Origin of the sequence: Streptomyces poriferorum, assembly GCF_019399235.1 — a bacterium.
Classification (GTDB): domain Bacteria; phylum Actinomycetota; class Actinomycetes; order Streptomycetales; family Streptomycetaceae; genus Streptomyces; species Streptomyces poriferorum.
On the sequence record NZ_JAELVH010000030.1, the window covers coordinates 20,892 to 36,691 of the forward strand.

General features: G+C 70.8%; 13 protein-coding genes and 3 pseudogenes. 7 read left to right on the forward strand and 9 right to left on the reverse strand.

What is annotated here, in order from left to right; all coding sequences use genetic code 11:
• Positions 1-61: 61 nt before the first annotated feature.
• A pseudogene (locus JGS39_RS08460) lies at positions 62-1,062 on the forward strand (IS5 family transposase).
• Between the two features lie 393 nt (positions 1,063-1,455).
• On the opposite strand, the gene JGS39_RS08465 reads toward JGS39_RS08460, so the two are convergent.
• Both JGS39_RS08465 and JGS39_RS08470 read right to left on the reverse strand, forming a co-directional pair.
• The gene (locus JGS39_RS08465; RefSeq protein WP_219568137.1) at positions 1,456-2,358 is read right to left on the reverse strand and encodes an alpha/beta hydrolase; all 903 of its coding nucleotides are present in this window, start codon (positions 2,356-2,358) and stop codon (positions 1,456-1,458) included.
• 52 nt (positions 2,359-2,410) lie between these two features.
• A pseudogene (locus JGS39_RS08470) lies at positions 2,411-3,068 on the reverse strand (SDR family oxidoreductase).
• Between the two features lie 107 nt (positions 3,069-3,175).
• Between JGS39_RS08470 and JGS39_RS08475 the strand changes: the two are divergent.
• The gene (locus JGS39_RS08475; protein ID WP_219568138.1) at positions 3,176-4,105 is read left to right on the forward strand and encodes a LysR family transcriptional regulator; all 930 of its coding nucleotides are present in this window, start codon (positions 3,176-3,178) and stop codon (positions 4,103-4,105) included.
• 436 nt (positions 4,106-4,541) lie between these two features.
• Here the strand turns inward: JGS39_RS08475 and JGS39_RS08480 are convergent, their stop codons facing one another.
• Positions 4,542-5,036, reverse strand: coding sequence for a hypothetical protein (locus JGS39_RS08480; protein WP_372456134.1), 495 nt, complete (start codon positions 5,034-5,036; stop codon positions 4,542-4,544).
• 403 nt (positions 5,037-5,439) lie between these two features.
• Here JGS39_RS08480 and JGS39_RS08485 point away from each other — a divergent pair, with 403 nt between their 5' ends.
• The 4 genes from JGS39_RS08485 to JGS39_RS08500 are packed head-to-tail and all read left to right on the forward strand — an operon-like array spanning position 5,440 to position 9,819.
• A complete protein-coding gene (locus tag JGS39_RS08485; RefSeq protein WP_219568139.1) occupies positions 5,440-8,361 on the forward strand; it encodes a sensor histidine kinase in 2,922 nt (973 codons plus the stop codon).
• Complete coding sequence (locus JGS39_RS08490; RefSeq protein WP_219568140.1) at positions 8,358-8,801, forward strand: roadblock/LC7 domain-containing protein; 444 nt, start codon at positions 8,358-8,360, stop codon at positions 8,799-8,801. Before JGS39_RS08485 ends, JGS39_RS08490 begins: the two co-directional genes overlap by 4 nt.
• 9 nt (positions 8,802-8,810) lie before the next feature.
• Positions 8,811-9,233: a DUF742 domain-containing protein gene (locus JGS39_RS08495; protein ID WP_219568141.1), complete on the forward strand. Its 423-nt coding sequence runs from the start codon at positions 8,811-8,813 to the stop codon at positions 9,231-9,233.
• Positions 9,214-9,819 (forward strand): GTP-binding protein, encoded by a 606-nt coding sequence (locus JGS39_RS08500; protein WP_219568142.1) that lies wholly within the window; start codon positions 9,214-9,216, stop codon positions 9,817-9,819. The genes JGS39_RS08495 and JGS39_RS08500 overlap by 20 nt, the downstream gene beginning before the upstream one ends.
• 81 nt (positions 9,820-9,900) lie before the next feature.
• Here the strand turns inward: JGS39_RS08500 and glpK are convergent, their stop codons facing one another.
• The 6 genes from glpK to JGS39_RS08530 form a co-directional block, all read right to left on the reverse strand.
• Entirely contained in the window at positions 9,901-11,400 is a 1,500-nt protein-coding gene (gene glpK, locus JGS39_RS08505; RefSeq protein WP_219568143.1) for a glycerol kinase GlpK, read from the reverse strand.
• A gap of 37 nt (positions 11,401-11,437) precedes the next feature.
• Positions 11,438-12,199, reverse strand: a complete 762-nt coding sequence (locus JGS39_RS08510) for an MIP/aquaporin family protein (RefSeq protein WP_219568144.1) — start codon at positions 12,197-12,199, stop codon at positions 11,438-11,440.
• A 225-nt stretch (positions 12,200-12,424) separates the two neighbouring features.
• Positions 12,425-13,615 carry a lipid-transfer protein gene (locus JGS39_RS08515; protein WP_219568145.1) on the reverse strand — a complete coding sequence of 397 codons (1,191 nt, stop codon included), beginning with the start codon at positions 13,613-13,615 and terminating at the stop codon, positions 12,425-12,427.
• The gene (locus JGS39_RS08520) at positions 13,612-14,064 is read right to left on the reverse strand and encodes a Zn-ribbon domain-containing OB-fold protein (protein WP_219568149.1); all 453 of its coding nucleotides are present in this window, start codon (positions 14,062-14,064) and stop codon (positions 13,612-13,614) included. The genes JGS39_RS08515 and JGS39_RS08520 overlap by 4 nt, the downstream gene beginning before the upstream one ends.
• A gap of 72 nt (positions 14,065-14,136) precedes the next feature.
• Positions 14,137-14,484 (reverse strand): Mpo1-like protein, encoded by a 348-nt coding sequence (locus JGS39_RS08525; RefSeq protein WP_219568146.1) that lies wholly within the window; start codon positions 14,482-14,484, stop codon positions 14,137-14,139.
• A gap of 129 nt (positions 14,485-14,613) precedes the next feature.
• On the reverse strand, positions 14,614-15,420 hold the full coding sequence (locus JGS39_RS08530; RefSeq protein WP_219568147.1) for a M15 family metallopeptidase: 807 nt from the start codon (positions 15,418-15,420) through the stop codon (positions 14,614-14,616).
• Between the two features lie 36 nt (positions 15,421-15,456).
• Here JGS39_RS08530 and JGS39_RS08535 point away from each other — a divergent pair.
• Positions 15,457-15,800, forward strand: a pseudogene (locus JGS39_RS08535) (NUDIX domain-containing protein); the annotation flags it as partial.

Sequence of the window (15,800 nt, forward strand, 5' to 3'; positions counted from 1 at the left end):
ATGTCGTGATCAACATCTGTGTTCCGCTGCCGTCCAGGGGTGGTTCGGGTAGAACGCCGCTGTGACGCGGCGACAGCTCGACGATGGCCAGTGGAAGTTCATCGAGCCGTACTTGCCGCTCGGCGAGTACGGCCCCTACCCGGTGAAGCTGCGGGACCAGTTCGAGGGAATGATCTGGCGTTTCCGGTCCGGTGCCCAGTGGCGGGAGACTGGCCCACCGTCTATGGCCGGTTTCGGGTCTGGCGCGATGCAGGGGTCTTCAGCGCACTGCTGGAGGGATTGATCGCCGAGGCCGCCCGGCGGGGGGAGACCGACCTGGCGCTGGTCAGTGTGGACTCCACGACCGCCCGCGCCCATCACGATGCCGCCGGGATGCGCGTCAAACCCGAGGTGCTGGAGGCCCTTGAGGATGCCGTGCGGGAACAGGAACGTGCCCGGCAAAAGGGGGCACCGGCGAGGAACAAAGGGCAGGGGTCGGCAGGAGACCCTGGCTGCGAAGAGCGGCGGCGTATCCGACGGCGGCGCAAAGCCCGCCTGAAACAGGCCCTGTTGGGCCGGTCCAGAGGCGGACTGACCTGCAAGGTTCATCTCGCTTCAGACCGCAGGTGCCGGCCGCTGTCGATCGTGATCACGGCCGGGCAGGCCGCCGACAGCCCGCAGTTCGTCTCCGTCCTGGGCAAGGTCCGTATCCGGCTGCCCGTCGGCCGCCCCCGGACCCGGCCCGGAGCAGTCGCGGGGGACAAGGCGTACTCCTCCCGCGCCAACCGCGCCTTCCTGCGTAAACGCGGCATCAAGGCCGTCATCCCGGAGAAGAAGGACCAGGCCGCGTACCGGAAGAACAAGGGCCACAGGGGCGGGCGGCCCGTCACTCACGACGCCGAGCTCTACAAGGACCGCAACACCGTCGAGCGCATGATCAACAAGCTGAAAGCTTGGCGCGGCATCGCCACCCGCTACGACAAGACCCCCGAAAGCTACGACGCCGGCCTCCACCTCCGAGCCTCCATGATCTGGCTCAACGACCTCACCCGCGTCAACAACGCTCCGGGTCAATACACCTAGTGCCGGCCACCGGGCCCTGGCTTCGCTGGTCGGAGGCCGCTCTTCTGCTCGGGCGCATCTATGGGCGCACCGAGGTACATCGATGAGCGCAGGACCCGCTGGGATCGTCACTGACGGCGGCCCCCGACACCCGCCAGGCTGCCGGCAAATTTCCAGGAGGGCGCCCGCCTCCCGCTGGTACTGGGTGGGCAGCCACTGGCGGTCGGTACCCCGCGCGATCTGCCGCGCCTGCTCCACCGTCACCGTGTTCGCGCCCGTTGTTCTGCCCCGTCTTGATCCGTCTGCGTCCGTGGTCGTCGTTTCCGACATCACTGAGCTTCGCGGAACGGGGGCGCCCAAGACGGAGCGGGCCGTCGCGCCCCTGCTCGTACTGTTACTCGGCCCTGCCAGGGCTCACCCCGCCTGCGCCACATGGCTGTTGACGAACGCGGCGGCCTGGTCGAGGGCCTGGGCGGCCTCGTCGGCAATCGCGGCGAAGCCCTGGAAGACGTGCGGTGCCCCGGGGAAGGTCCGCAGGGTGACGGGGACGTCGGCGTGTGAGGCGTGCGTGGCCAGGCGCAGGGCGTCGTCGAGCAGGATCTCGCGCCCGCCGACCTGGATCAGCAGCGGCGGAAGTCCGCGCAGGTCGGCGTGGAGCGGGCTGGCCAGCGGGGTGCGCGGGTCCGCACCGGCGAGGTAGTCGGCGGCCCGGGTCCGCAGCGCGCGGGGGGTGAGCGCCGGATCGTCGTCGGTCCTGGCCTCCATGGTGGAGCCGGTCAGGGCGAGGTCCGTCCAAGGGGACATGACGGTCGCGGACGACGGCTGCGGCAGCCCCGCGTCGCGGATCGCGAGGAGCAGGGCGAGCGCGAGGCCGCCGCCCGCCGATTCACCCGTGACCGCGATCGACCCGGCGGGTATTCCCTGGTCGAGCAGCGCACGGTAGGCGGCGAGGGCGTCGTCCGTGGCGGCCGGGAAGGGGTGTTCGGGGGCGAGCCGGTAGTCGACCGAGTAGGCGTTGGCCCCGGTGCGGCGGGCGATCTCGGAGACCAGGCCCACACTGCCGGCGGCGGAGCCGATCGCGTAGGCGCCGCCGTGGAAGTACAGGACGGTGACGGCCGTCGGCCCGGGGGTACCGGCGCGCACCTCGACGGCGGGTACCCCGCCCAGCTCGGTGGTCCGGGTGCGAACGTCGCCGGGCAGCGGAACGGAGCCGAGCATCTCGTCGAAGACGACACGCATTTTCTCCACGTCACCGCCCAGGTCCAGCGGCGCGTGCCGCAACAGGTCGGATATGGAGTCCAGCTGACGTCGGGTCATGTCATCGGTTCCTTGCACTGAGGGACGAGGGAAGAAGGAGAGGGGAAGGGGGTCAGGCGATGCCGCCGTTACTGAACAGCACCTGGCCGTTGATCCAGCGGCCGCCGGGTCCGGCGAGGAAGGCGACGGCTTCCGCGATGTCCTCGGGGGTGCCGAGCCGTTCCAGGGGCGCGGCGGAGGCGATCTCGGCGATCAGGTCCCCTCTTGCTCGCCGCGTAGCCGCCGTAGCCGGGCTGCTGGAGCCGGGTCACCGAGGTGGAGAAATTGATCAGCGCGCCGCCGGGGCGCAGGCGGCGAGCGGCGAGTTGGGAGACGACGAAGGTGCCGCGAACATTGACGCGGTACATCCGGTCGAACGTTTCGAGGTCCATCTCGGCGAGCGGGGCAAGCAGCATGATTCCGGCTGTGTTGACGACCGCGTCGACGCCGCCGAAACGGCTCTCCACCGTGTCGGAGAGACGGGTCATCTCGGCCGGTTCGGCGACGTCGCCGGGCAGAGCCACCGCCGTGCCGCCTGCCGCGGCGACGGACGTGACGGCCGCCTCGGCCTTCGCCGCGCTTCCCGCGCAGTGGATGACGGCGGTCATTCCGTCGGCGGCGAGGCGATGCGCGACCGCGCCGCCGATGCCGCCCGATCCGCCGATCACCACGGCCACCCTGGGCCGACCGGCATCTTTCCGCACCTCCGTGTCGGCTTCCGCACTGTTCATGACCGCTCCCGTGATCCGATCCGGCCCCGACAGGGCCTGGCGTTGGGCCAACCCTCCGGCGCGGGCCACTATTTGTCCAATGCATCACAAATATGTACGTTATTCAGATGACGCATATGGAACGGGTCGATCTCAACCTGCTGGCCCCGCTGGCCGCGCTGCTGGAGGAGCGGCACGTTTCGCGCGCCGCCGAGGTCGCCGGGATGAGCCAGCCCGCGATGAGCCGGGCGCTGCAGCGGCTGCGGGACACGCTCGGCGACGACCTGCTGGTGCGCACGCCGCGCGGCTACCGGCTCACCCCGCGGGCCGAGCGCGTCCAGCGCGAGGTGCGGGCGGTTCTGCCGCGCCTGGAGAGCCTGTTCTCGCCGGAGGAGTACGACCCCGCCACGGCTGCCGAGACCTTCCGAGCCGCCGGGACCGACTACAGCAGGGTGTTCGCCCCTGCCGTGTTCCAGCGCGTCTTCCGGGAGTCACCGCGTTCTACGCTGCACTTCCGCAGCTGGCACGACGCGATCCACGAAGACCTGGACCGGGGCATCGTCGACCTGCTGTTCTACGCCAGGTCGGAGCCGGTCACCGCGCTGCGCACCGAGCACCTCTTCGACGACCGGTTCGTGTGCGTGCTCTGCGCGGACCACCCGCTGGCCGGGCTCCCGGAGATCACTCTGGACGCGTACTTGGAGGCCACGCACGTGATCGTCGGCACCTTCGGCGAGCGCCAGACCGCGATCGAGCGGCGGCTGGAGAAACTCGGGGCGCGCCGCCGGGCCGGGCTGACCGTGCCGTACCACTCCCTCGCCGCGCAGTCGGTCCCCAGCACCCGGCTGATCCTCACGCTGCCCGCACGACTGCTGACGGAGGAGCGTTCCGACCCGGGCATCCGGATTCTGCCCGCGCCCGAGGAAATCCGCTCGCTGCATTACGAGATGGCCTGGCATCCGCGCCTGGACGGCGACCTGGGCCAGCGCTGGCTCCGGGATGCCATCCGGGCCGTTACCGCCGAACTGCCAAACGTAGAGCGGGAGTTCATGGACTGATGGGGCTGACGGGGCTGACGGCGGTGAGAGCGGCGATGCGGGTGTTCCTCAGGGCGTCGTACGGTCGTTCCCTGAACGGCAGTTGGGCCGATCCGCCCACGACAGGATGAAGACGCTACCTCGCCACAGCGACGTACTACCCGAACCACCCCTGGACGGCAGCGGAATACAGATGTTGATCACGACATCACACAGGCCCCAGGGCGAACCTCGACACGGCCCCGCCGACGGGAGGGGCCCGTCGTGAGTGGCCCCGCAGACGGGAGGGGCTCGTGCCGAGTCGGCCCCGCAGACGGGAGGGGCTCGGCGTGCGTCGCTCCGCAGGCGGAAGGGGCCGGGCGCGAGGGGCTCGGCGTGCGTCGCTCCGCAGGCGGAAGGGGCCGGGCGCGAGGGGCTCGTCGTGAGTCGCCCGCAGCCGGCAGGAGCCGGGCGCGGGTCAGGCCCGGGAGAGCCGGCGGCCCGCGTCCCGTCGTCGTATCCGCGCCGCGTCCCGCTCGGCGGTCCGCGCCGCCCGTCGGGCCCTGCGCCGCTCGCGGCGCAGCCGCCGGGCCGAACTGCTGGGCACCGACACCACGCCGTTGCGCTGATTCCATACCTGCCGGGTGACCCACACGTCCAGCACCGACCATGTCGCGACCACCGTGCTGCCCACGCTGCTGAGCACCATCGGGAAGGCCAGCCATGAACCGGTCAGCGAGGCCAGGAACGCGACCATTGCCTGGATCAGGGTCAACGACGTGATGATCACAGCCCGCACGGCGGCCCTGCGCACGGGATCCGGCATCCGCCGGCGTGTGGCCGCCTCCTCGACCCAGAGCGGCTGCCGCGGCACCTCCGGCCCGCTCTGCGCAGCCGAAGCCGCGGTGCCCGCCTCCTTCGCCGTCCGGGCCGGTGGCACCTCCACCGCACCGTGACGCTCCTGCGTGTCCAACGCCTTTCAACTCCCCACCGCTGTCCGACTTCAGGGTTGCTGCCCCGCATGCACCCTTTCTACGCGGGCGGACCGTCCCGTCCCGCCCCAGTGCACTCCTGCAGCTCTCCTGCCCCCGTACAGACAGACGAGTGCCGGACGGTGAAGATTCCCCCGGATCGGCACGGAACGAAGAGTTCCAGCCAACCGGCGGAGGGTGGAATATGCCGCTCTGATCGGCGTCTTCTGTCGCATTCGCGAATTTCATCTCCCGGAATACCGGGACAACTCATGGTCAACTCCCTGTAAGGCGGCCGAAAATCGTCCGGACGCGCCTTCGAGTTGTCTGTGTGTCGGTAGTAGGCTCGCGCCGTTTGTTGACGGAACACCATCCCCGCCCTGCGGGGCCGAGCTGGGGGAGGCCATGCGCTTTCGCGGAAAGTCCATCCGCAGGAAGATCGTGGCGTTGCTTCTGGTGCCGCTCGTCTCCCTCACCGCACTCTGGGGCTTCGCCACCTATCTGACCGGACGCGAGGCCGGCCAGTTGCTGAGTGCCAGCACGGTCGTGGAGAAGGTCGGCCACCCCCTGGAGGACACCGTCAGGGCGGTGCAGAACGAGCGCCGCCAGACCCTCGTCTTCCTCGCCGACCCGAGGGCCTCCGACGCCCTTCCGGTCCTGCGCACCCAGCGCGCGGTCACCGACCGGGTCGTGGAGCGTGTGACCTCGAGTGCGCAGCAGAAGGACATCCGCGACGCACTGCGCCCCGACGCCGAGACCCAGCTCAGCTCGATCCTCGGCGCGGTCGACGAACTGGACGCCCTCCGCGACTCCGTCGACCGGCGCACCATCGGCCGGGCCAGGGCGATGAACTACTACAACCGCCTCATCGACCCGTGCTATCGCTTCCTGACCGGGCTCCACACGATGGAGAACGTGTCCATGGACAAGCAGGTCCGGGCGCTGGCCGGCGTCTCGCGTGCCCGCGAGATGCTCTCCAGGGAAGACGCGCTCATCGCCTCCGGACTCCTGGCAGGGCGCTTCACCGCCCCCGAACTCCGGCAGATCTCCGACCTCGTGGCCAATCGGGGACTGCTGTACGAGATCAACCTCCAGGTGCTGCCCGCCTCCGAGCGGCGGCGCGTGGAGCAGTACTGGTCGGGCCCCGACAGCGAACCGCTGCGCACCGCCGAGAACAAACTCATCGCCCAGGGCCCCACCCGCGACTCGCGCGCCGTGGACGCCGCCCGCTGGCAGGAGGTCGCGCCGCCGGTCCTGGACCGGCTGGCCAACGACTCGACCGAGATGAACAACCGCTTCCAGGACCGGGGCAAGCCCGCCGGCTACGGCGTCCTGATCAAGGCGGGCGTCGCCGGCGTGCTCGGGTTCCTGGCCCTGCTCGTCTCCGTCTTCGTGTCCGTACGCATCGGCCGCGAGCTCGTCCGCGACCTCTCCCGGCTGCGCAAGGACGCCCACGAGGTCTCCGGGGTGCGGCTGCCGAGCGTGATGCGCCGCCTCGCCGCGGGCGAGCACATCGACGTCGAGACCGAGTCCCCGCACCTCCAGTACGAACGGGACGAGATCGGCCAGGTCGGCCAGGCCCTCAACACGCTGCAGCGCGCCGCGGTCGAGGCGGCCGTCAAACAGGCGGACATGCGGCGCGGCGTCTCCGAGGTCTTCGTCAACCTCGCCCGCCGCAACCAGGTGCTGCTGCACCGCCAGCTGACGCTCCTGGACACGATGGAGCGCCGCACCGAGAACACCGACGAACTCGCCGACCTGTTCCGCCTCGACCACCTCACCACCCGGATGCGGCGCCACGCCGAAGGGCTGGTGATCCTCTCCGGTGCCGCGCCCTCCCGGCAGTGGCGCAAGCCCATCCAGCTGATGGACGTGGTGCGGGCAGCCGTCGCCGAGGTGGAGGACTACGAACGGATCGAGGTCCGGCGCCTCCCGCGGATCGGAGTGGGCGGCCCCGCCGTCGCCGACCTCACCCATCTCATCGCCGAACTCCTGGAGAACGCCACGGTGTTCTCGCCCCCGCACACGGCGGTCCAGGTGCACGGCGAGCAGGTGGCCAACGGGTTCACCCTCGAGATTCACGACCGCGGCCTCGGAATGCCTCCCGAAGTACTCCTGGACGCCAACCTCCGGCTGGCGGAGACCCCCGAGTTCGAACTGTCCGACACCGACCGGCTCGGCCTCTTCGTCGTCAGCCGGCTCGCCCAGCGGCAGAACGTCCGCGTCTCGCTCCAGACCTCCCCGTACGGAGGCACCACCGCCGTCGTCTTCATCCCGGCGGCGCTGCTCACCGACGCCCCGGACTCCCACGGCACCGGATTCCGCCTCGACCGCAGGTCCGAGAAGGCGATCGCCAGCAGCAGGCCCGGCAGCGGCCCGAAGGAGAACGGCGGCCCCGGCACACCGGACCGCGGCATCGCCGCCGCCCAGTCGCAGGAACGGTCGCAGGAACGGTCGAAGGAACGCCCGCAGGAACGGCCGGGCAGTCTCTCGCCAGTTCCCAGCGGGCTGATGGACCCGGCTCTGCTGGACGGCCCGGTCGAGCTCGAAGGACCGGTCGCTTCCCTGGACTTCGACCGTGACCCGCTCCTCGAGGCCGTCGCCGGCCGGGGCACCGACCCCGCACTCGACGGGGTCTCCGACCTGGACGACACCGAGAGCGAACGCGGCGGCATCTTCCGCGCCCGCGAGTTCCGGCGCGAAGCCGACCGCGAGCAGCACCAGCAGGCGCCCGACCGGACGGCGGAGCCGGACGGCGTACGGGCGCTGCGCCCCGACGGCACGCGCCCGCTGCCCCGGCGCAAGCCGCCGACCCTGGTCACCGACCGCGGTGTACGCGTCGACGAGAGCAGCCGCTCCCACCCCACGACCGGCGATCCGGAGCCCGCGCACACCTCGGCCCGGCCCCGGGCCACCGGCCCCGTTCCGCACGAGGACCGGATCCGCTCCGCCGAACCCCGGCGGTCCACGGGCTTCCGGACGCCGACCGGGCCGGCCGAAGCCCCGTGGCCCGCGCCTTCGGTGCCCGCGCCACGGTCGTCCACATCAGCTGTCCGGTCCTCGTCGCCCGAGGCCGACACCGTGGGCGGGCTGCCCCGGCGGGTCCGTCAGGCCAGTCTCGCCCCGCAACTGCGCGAGGGCTCGGGCGCGGCCGGCCCGGACCTGGTGGAGAGCGTCGAGGACATCGAGCGGGACGCCGACGAGGTACGCGACCGCATGGCCTCGCTCCAGCGCGGCTGGCAGCGCGGACGCCTGCAGAACGCCGAGGACGGGACCGGCCCCGGCGATACAGCACAAGGAACCACTCCGGGAGGGGACGGTCCATGACCGCACCGAACGCCGCAGCACTCAACTCCGCACGTCAGGGCTCGGGCGAGCTCAACTGGCTCCTCGACGAACTCGTCGAGCGCGTCGCCAGCATCCGCAAGGCGCTGGTGCTCTCCAGCGACGGCCTCCCCACCGGCGCGTCCAAGGACCTGACCCGGGAGGACGGCGAGCACCTGGCGGCCGTCGCCTCGGGTTTCCACAGCCTCGCGAAGGGCGTCGGCCGCCACTTCGACGCGGGCAGGGTCCGGCAGACCGTCGTCGAACTCGACGAGGCGTTCCTGTTCGTCACGGCGGCCGGTGACGGCAGCTGTCTCGCCGTACTGGCCGACTCCGACTCGGACGTCGGGCAGGTGGCGTACGAGATGACGCTGATGGTCAAGCGCGTGGGAGCCCACCTGGCCAACGCGCCCCGGACGACCGGTCTGTCCTCCGGAGGGTGAGTGGACGGGATGAGCGCCGACACCTCCCGCACCCCTGGGACCCCCGGCGACCCACAGTCCTCGCGCTGGTACGACGCCGACGCGGGGCCGGTGGTCCGCCCGTACGCGATGACGAGGGGACGCACCAGCAGCGCGTCCCGTCACCGCCTCGACCTGATCGCGATCGTCATGCCCGAACCCGCGGCCGACGACCCCGGCAGGGACCAGATGCTCTCCCCGGAACACGTGGAGATCATCGAACTCTGCAGTGAGATGCCCCAGTCGATCGCCGAGCTCGCCGCCGGTCTGGACCTCCCCGTCGGGGTGGTCCGGGTCCTGGTCGGCGATCTCGTCGAGGACGAACTGGTGCACGTAACCCGTCCCGTTCCGCCGGCCGAGCTGCCGGACGTGAACATTCTTCGCGAGGTGATCAATGGCCTTCGGGCGCTCTAGCCGCAACAGGCGGCCCGTTGAGCCCGTTACCCTGAAAATCCTGGTGGCGGGCGGCTTCGGAGTGGGCAAGACGACCCTGGTGGGGGCGGTCAGCGAGATCAGACCGCTGCGTACGGAGGAGATGCTGAGCGAGGCGGGACGTCCGGTGGACGACCTGGACGGTGTCGAGGCGAAGACCACGACCACGGTGGCGATGGACTTCGGGCGGATCACGCTGCGCGAGGACCTCGTGCTGTATCTCTTCGGAACCCCCGGACAGGACCGCTTCTGGTTCCTCTGGGACGAACTCGCCCAGGGCGCGCTGGGGGCGGTCGTCCTCGCGGACACCCGCCGGCTGGAGGACTGTTTCGCGGCGGTCGACTACTTCGAGCGCCGCGAGATCCCGTTCGCCGTGGCCGTCAACTGCTTCGAGGGCGCCGACCGGTTCCCCACCGAGACGGTGCAGGCGGCGCTGGACCTGGATCCACAGGTGCCGGTACTCATGTGCGACGCGCGGGACCGGTCGTCCGTACGGGACGTCCTGGTGGCCGTCGTCGAACACGCGGTGGCCCGGGTGGACCGGCTCCGCGAACCCGTCACGACGTAAGCGGGCGGAACGCGGCCCGTACCCCCGCCGACGGGGGTACGGGCCGCGCGTCCATGGGCGGCCGGGGAGCGCAGGCCCCCGCTACTCCTGCCAGCCGAAACTCCGCTCCACCGCCTTGCGCCAGTTTCCGTACTCGCGTTCACGGTCCTCCGGTTCCATCCGCGGCTGCCACTCCACATCGCGCTGCCAGTGCGTCTTGAGCTCGTCGAGCCCCGACCACACCCCGGTCGCCAGCCCCGCCGCGTACGCCGCGCCCAGGCACGTGGTCTCTGCGATCTTCGGGCGGATCACCGGAACGCCCAGCACATCCGCCTGGTGCTGCATCAGCAGATGGTTGGCCGTCATGCCGCCGTCCACCTTGAGCGTCGTGATCGGTACCCCGGAGTCCTGGTACATCGCGTCGACGACCTCACGCGTCTGCCAGCTGGTCGCCTCCAGGACGGCCCGTGCCAGATGCGCTTTGGTGACGTACCCGGTCAGGCCGGTGATCACCCCCCGGGCGTCGGAACGCCAGTAGGGGGCGAACAGCCCGGAGAACGCGGGCACGATGTACGCCCCGCCGTTGTCCTCGACGCTCGCGGCGAGGGTCTCGATCTCCGCCGCGTTCCCGATGATCCCGAGCTGGTCGCGGAACCACTGCACGAGCGCCCCGGTGATCGCGATCGACCCCTCCAGGCAGTAGACGGGCGGCTCGTCGCCGATCCGGTAACCGAGGGTGGTGATCAGCCCGTTCTTGGACGGCACGGGGCGGTTCCCGGTGTTGAGCAGCAGGAAACTGCCGGTGCCGTACGTGTTCTTGGCCGTGCCCGGGTCGTAGCAGGCCTGGCCGAACACCGCGGCCTGCTGGTCTCCCAGGGCGGAGGCGACCGGTACTCCGGCCAGCGCTCCCACGGCCGTTCCGTACACCTCGGACGACGACCTGATCTCCGGGAGCACCGCCTCCGGGATGTTCATCGCGGCCAGGACCGCCGGGTCCCACCGGAGTGTCTCCAGGTTCATCAGCATGGTGCGCGACGCGTTGGTCACGTCCGTGACGTGGACACCGCCCGCCGTGCCGCCGGTGAGGTTCCAGATCAGCCAGGAGTCCATCGTGCCGAACGCGATCTCGCCCCGCTCGGCCCGTTCACGCAGCCCGGGTACGTGGTCCAGCAGCCAGGCCGCCTTGGGGCCGGAGAAATAGCTGGCCAGCGGAAGACCCGTGGTGGCGCGGAACCGGTCCTGCCCGTCGGTGCCGCCGAGTTCGTGACACAGGTCCGCGGTACGGGTGTCCTGCCAGACGATCGCGTGGTGGACGGGGAGCCCGGTGGCCCGGTCCCACAGCACGGTCGTCTCGCGCTGGTTGGTGATGCCGAGCGCGGTGAGCCGGTCCGCCCGCAGCCCGGCCCGGTCCAGGGCGCCGGCGACGACGGCCTGCACGGTGGTCCAGATCTCCGAGGCGTCGTGCTCCACCCAGCCGGGCCGGGGGAAGATCTGCCGGTGCTCGCGCTGGTCGACGGCGACGACCGCGCCGTCCTGGTCGAAGATGATGCAACGGCTGGAGGTGGTGCCCTGGTCGATGGCGGCGACATACCTGATCGTCATGACTCCCCTTGTCCCTCGGGTGCTTGTGGCCGAGGCCTCAGAACGCGGCGTTGAACACGACACCGCCCAGCAGCCCGCCCAGGAGCGGTCCCACGACCGGTATCCAGGCGTAACTCCAGTCGGACGTTCCCTTGTTCGGAATCGGAAGCAGCGCGTGCACCAGCCGGGGGCCGAGGTCACGGGCCGGGTTGATGGCGTATCCGGTGGGGCCGCCGAGCGAGAGCCCGATGCCCACCACGAGGAGGGACACCAGGAGAACCGAGATCCCGGAGCCGTAGATCCCGGCCTCCGAACCCGCGACCGGGCCGATCCCGATGCCCGCGTTCTTCCCGAAGGCCAGGATCGGCAGCACCAGGGCGGCCGTTGCGATGATCTCGGTGACGAGGTTGGCCACCGGATTCCGGATCTCCGGAGCGGTCGCGAAGATGCCGAGCGTGGGTCCGGACGTCTCCTTGTCGGCGTTGGCACGGAACTGTGCGTAGTACGTCAGCCAGGCCAGCACGGCGCCGATGACGGCGCCCGTCAGCTGACCCGCGATGTAGAGCGGGACCTTGTCCCACTCGCCGGTGTCGACGGCGATGCCGACGGTCACCGCCGGGTTGAGATGGCCACCCGACAACGGGGCGGACGTGTAGGCCCCGGCCAGTACCCCGAAGCCCCATCCGAAGGCGATGACGACCCAGCCCGCGGCTCTGGCCTTCGAGTGGTGGAGCGTGACGGCGGCGCAGACGCCCGCGCCGAAGAGGATGAGGATGGCCGTTCCGAGGACTTCCCCGGTGAAGATGTCTCCATTGCTCATGGCGCTCCCAGTGGTTGTCCGGCGGGTTTCGCCGGGCGCTTCCATGGCTGCGGAGGCCGAGGGCAGGGAAAATCCGTGCCCCGCCCGGCGACCGTGACGAGCGTGGGATCAGCCGGCCGCCGCGGTGTGGGAGGACGGCATCGGCTGGGAATGGAGTGTTCTCCGTGCTTGATGGGTCGTCAAGAAGGCTGACAACAAACGCTGTTGATGTTCGTGGATGGCGTGTCAGCGCACTGCGACGACCGCCGAGCCATGACCGAACAGCCCCTGGTTCGCGGTGATCCCGGCCCGTGCGCCCGGAATCTGGCGTTCCCCCGCCGTGCCGCGCAGCTGCCAGGTCAGCTCGCAGACCTGCGCGATGGCCTGGGCCGGCACCGCCTCGCCGAAGGAGGCGAGTCCACCGCTCGGGTTCACCGGGATGCGCCCGCCGAGCGCCGTCGCCCCGGAGCGCACGAGCGCCGCGCCCTCCCCGGGAGCGCACAGTCCGATGTCCTCGTACCACTCCAGCTCCAACGCCGTGGAGAGGTCGTACACCTCGGCCAGGGACAGGTCCCCGGGGCCGATGCCCGCCTCCTCGTACGCCGCCCGGGCGATCGAGCCCCGGAAACTCATGGGGGAGGGTTCCACGGCGACCGCGGAGTCCGTGGCGATGTCCGGCAGATCGAGCACCGCTTTCGGGTACGTGGGCGTCACGGTCGACACGGCACGGATGCGGACCGGGTCCGAAGCCCCGTGGCGCCTGGCGAAGTCCATGCTGGACAGCACCAGGGCCGCCGCGCCGTCGGAGGTGGCGCAGATGTCCAGCAGCCGCAGCGGATCGGCGACCACCGCGGAGGCCGCGACCTGTTCCGGGCTCACCGCCGCCCGGTAGCGGGCGTTCGGGTTGAGCGCGCCGGCCGCCGCGTTCTTCACCTTGACCAGCGCGAAGTCCTCCGGAGTGTCGCCGTGCAGCGCCATCCGGCGGCGGGCGTACAGCGCGAAGTACGCGGGATTGGTCGCGCCGAGCACCCGGAACCTCAGCCAGTCCGGATCGTCCGGCCGTTCGCCGCCCGCCGGTGCGAAGAACCCCTTGGGGGCCGCGTCCGCGCCCACCACGAGCACCACGTCCGCCATGCCGGCCAGGATCTGCGCCCTCGCGGTGTTCACCGCCTGGGCGCCCGACGCGCAGGCCGCGTACACACTGGTCACGCGGGCGCCCTGCCAGCCGAGCGCCTGGGCGAACGTCGCCCCGGCCACGTACCCCGGATAGCCGCCGCGCACGGTGCCGGCGCCAACCACCGACCGCACGTCCCGCCACTCGATGCCCGCGTCCGCGAGCGCGCCGCGGGCCGCCACCGTGCCGTACTCAACGAAACCGCGGCCCCATTTGCCCCAGGGGTGCATCCCGGCGCCGAGGACGGCCACGTCCCCGCTCATGCCGCACCTCCCGAGGAGCCGGCGGCGACCGGACGCCAGTGCCAGGTGGTCCGCACCGCACCGTCGTCACCCGGGCCGGCGTCCATGACCCCCGGCACGGCCTCCACGGTCATCCCGACCGCGAGATCCCCCACGCCCACCCCGGGCGCGGCCTGCCCGAGCACGACCATCCGCTCGGCGGCCAGCTCCACCGCCACCAGCGTGTACGGCTCCCAGGGCACCTCCGGATCCGAGAGGTAGGGCGCGGGAGGCCGGTAGCGGCCGTCGGTGTACGACCAGACCGTGCCGTGCCGGGACAGCGGCACCTCGGCGAGCTCGCCGCCCGTACAGCCCGGATTGCGGCAGAGCCCCTTCTGCGGCGGGAAGAAGACCGACGAGCAGAGCGGGCAGCGGGTGCCCAGCAGTCGGAAGTCCTCCTCCGTACCGTCCTCGGTGAACCACCCGGCCACCACGGGTATGCGCTTGCTCGGCAAAGCCCCTCCCGGCACTGGATCTGACGGAACGTCAGAAGTGTGCCACGGTCAGCTGTTGTCGGCGAGCCACTTGGCAGCGGTCTCCGCGAGCTCGTGGTCGCGGCCTGCCAGCATCATCCCGATCATCTGCGCGTCACCGCGCAGCGACCAGGCGGGATGACCGAACGTGGCCGGGTTGTTCTTCTCGATCAGGAAATGGGCGGGCCAGGCGGTGCCGTACCCGATCAGCGGCAGCGCGGCCACGTAGCGCTTCCGGCCGCGTGCCAGCCCGTAGGCGGTGATCGCGAGACCGGTCAGGGTGCCGGTGAGATGGAGCCAGCGGGTCGCGGCCCGGGAGTGCATCGCTACGTAATAGGGCCAGAACTCTTCGTACGAATCGAACGTCTGCTGTGACATACCGGCACCGTAGTGGCTGGAACGGCAACCGGATACGGCCCATCCGCGTCCGAGAAGGAGAGCGGGCGGCCGGAACCCACGGGGGTGGTCCCAGCCGCCCGCTCGTTTCTCCTTCCGGGGCGCGGCGCCTCAGTGGCCGGCGACGGACCTGCGGGCCACCGGGAAGTCGAAGTAGGTGTCCGGGAACAGCTCGGGCTTGAAGGTGTAGTGCCACCACTCCTCGGCCAGATTCACGAAGCCCACGTCGGTGAGCGTCTTCTTGAGGAACTGGCGGTTGGCGCGCTGCACGCCCTGGATCCGCGGGTCGTCGGTGTGCGAGAGCGTGTCGAAGCAGTCGAATCCGGTGCCCATGTCGACCGAGTTGTCCGGAAAGCGTTCGGCCTGCGGGGCGTAGCACGGCACCAGCTTCTCGCCGGGACGATACGGCCTGGTCGGCATGGCCGGCAGCCGCACCAGCGTCAGGTCCAGCGTGCTGCCCCGGCTGTGTCCGGACTTCTCGGCGATGTAACCGTCCGCGAACAGACGGGTCTTGTCGACCTGCGGATAGAACTCGCCCTTCATCGTCTCGTCGTCGAGATCCTTCGCCCACCGCACGAAGTGGTCGACGGCCCGCTGCGGCCGGTAACAGTCGTACACCTTCAGCGAGTACCCCTGGGCCAGCAGCCGGACCTGGGCCCGGTGCAGGGCCTCGGCCGCCGGCCGGGTCAGGATGCACAGCGACTGGCGGTACCCGTCCACCGGTACACCCATGAAGTCGTGCCCGGTGGGGTAGCGCATCTCCTGGATGATCATGGGATCGACCGTGCGCAGCGCGACGAAGTCCCGGGGAGCCTTCGGCTCGGGCTTCGCCTGGGCCGCGGGGGCGGCGGCGGTGACGGCGAGCAGCGTGGCGGCGGTCGCTGCGAGGACGCGGAAAACGGAACCCATACCTGTCATGAGCACATCGTCCACTAGTCCGGTCGTCCCGGGCGGGTGATCGGATACAGTCCGCGCGTGGCCGTGACGAGGAAACCGGAGAAGCCCGTGAAGGACTCCCACTGCGGCAGTTGCGGGGCGCCGTACACCGCGCTGCCGCACCCCGGTGCCTGGCCCCGCGTCTGCGCCGCCTGCGGTGCCACCGCGTACCGCAACCCGCTGCCGGTCGCCGTCGCCCTGCTCCCGTCACCGGGGACGACGGCACCGGTGACGACCGCACCGGACTCGTCGTCATCACCCGCACCATCGAGCCCTGCCTCGGCGGCACCGCCCTCCCCGGCGGCTTCATCGACCACGACGAGGACTGGAAACACGCGGTCGTACGCGAACTCCGCGAGGAG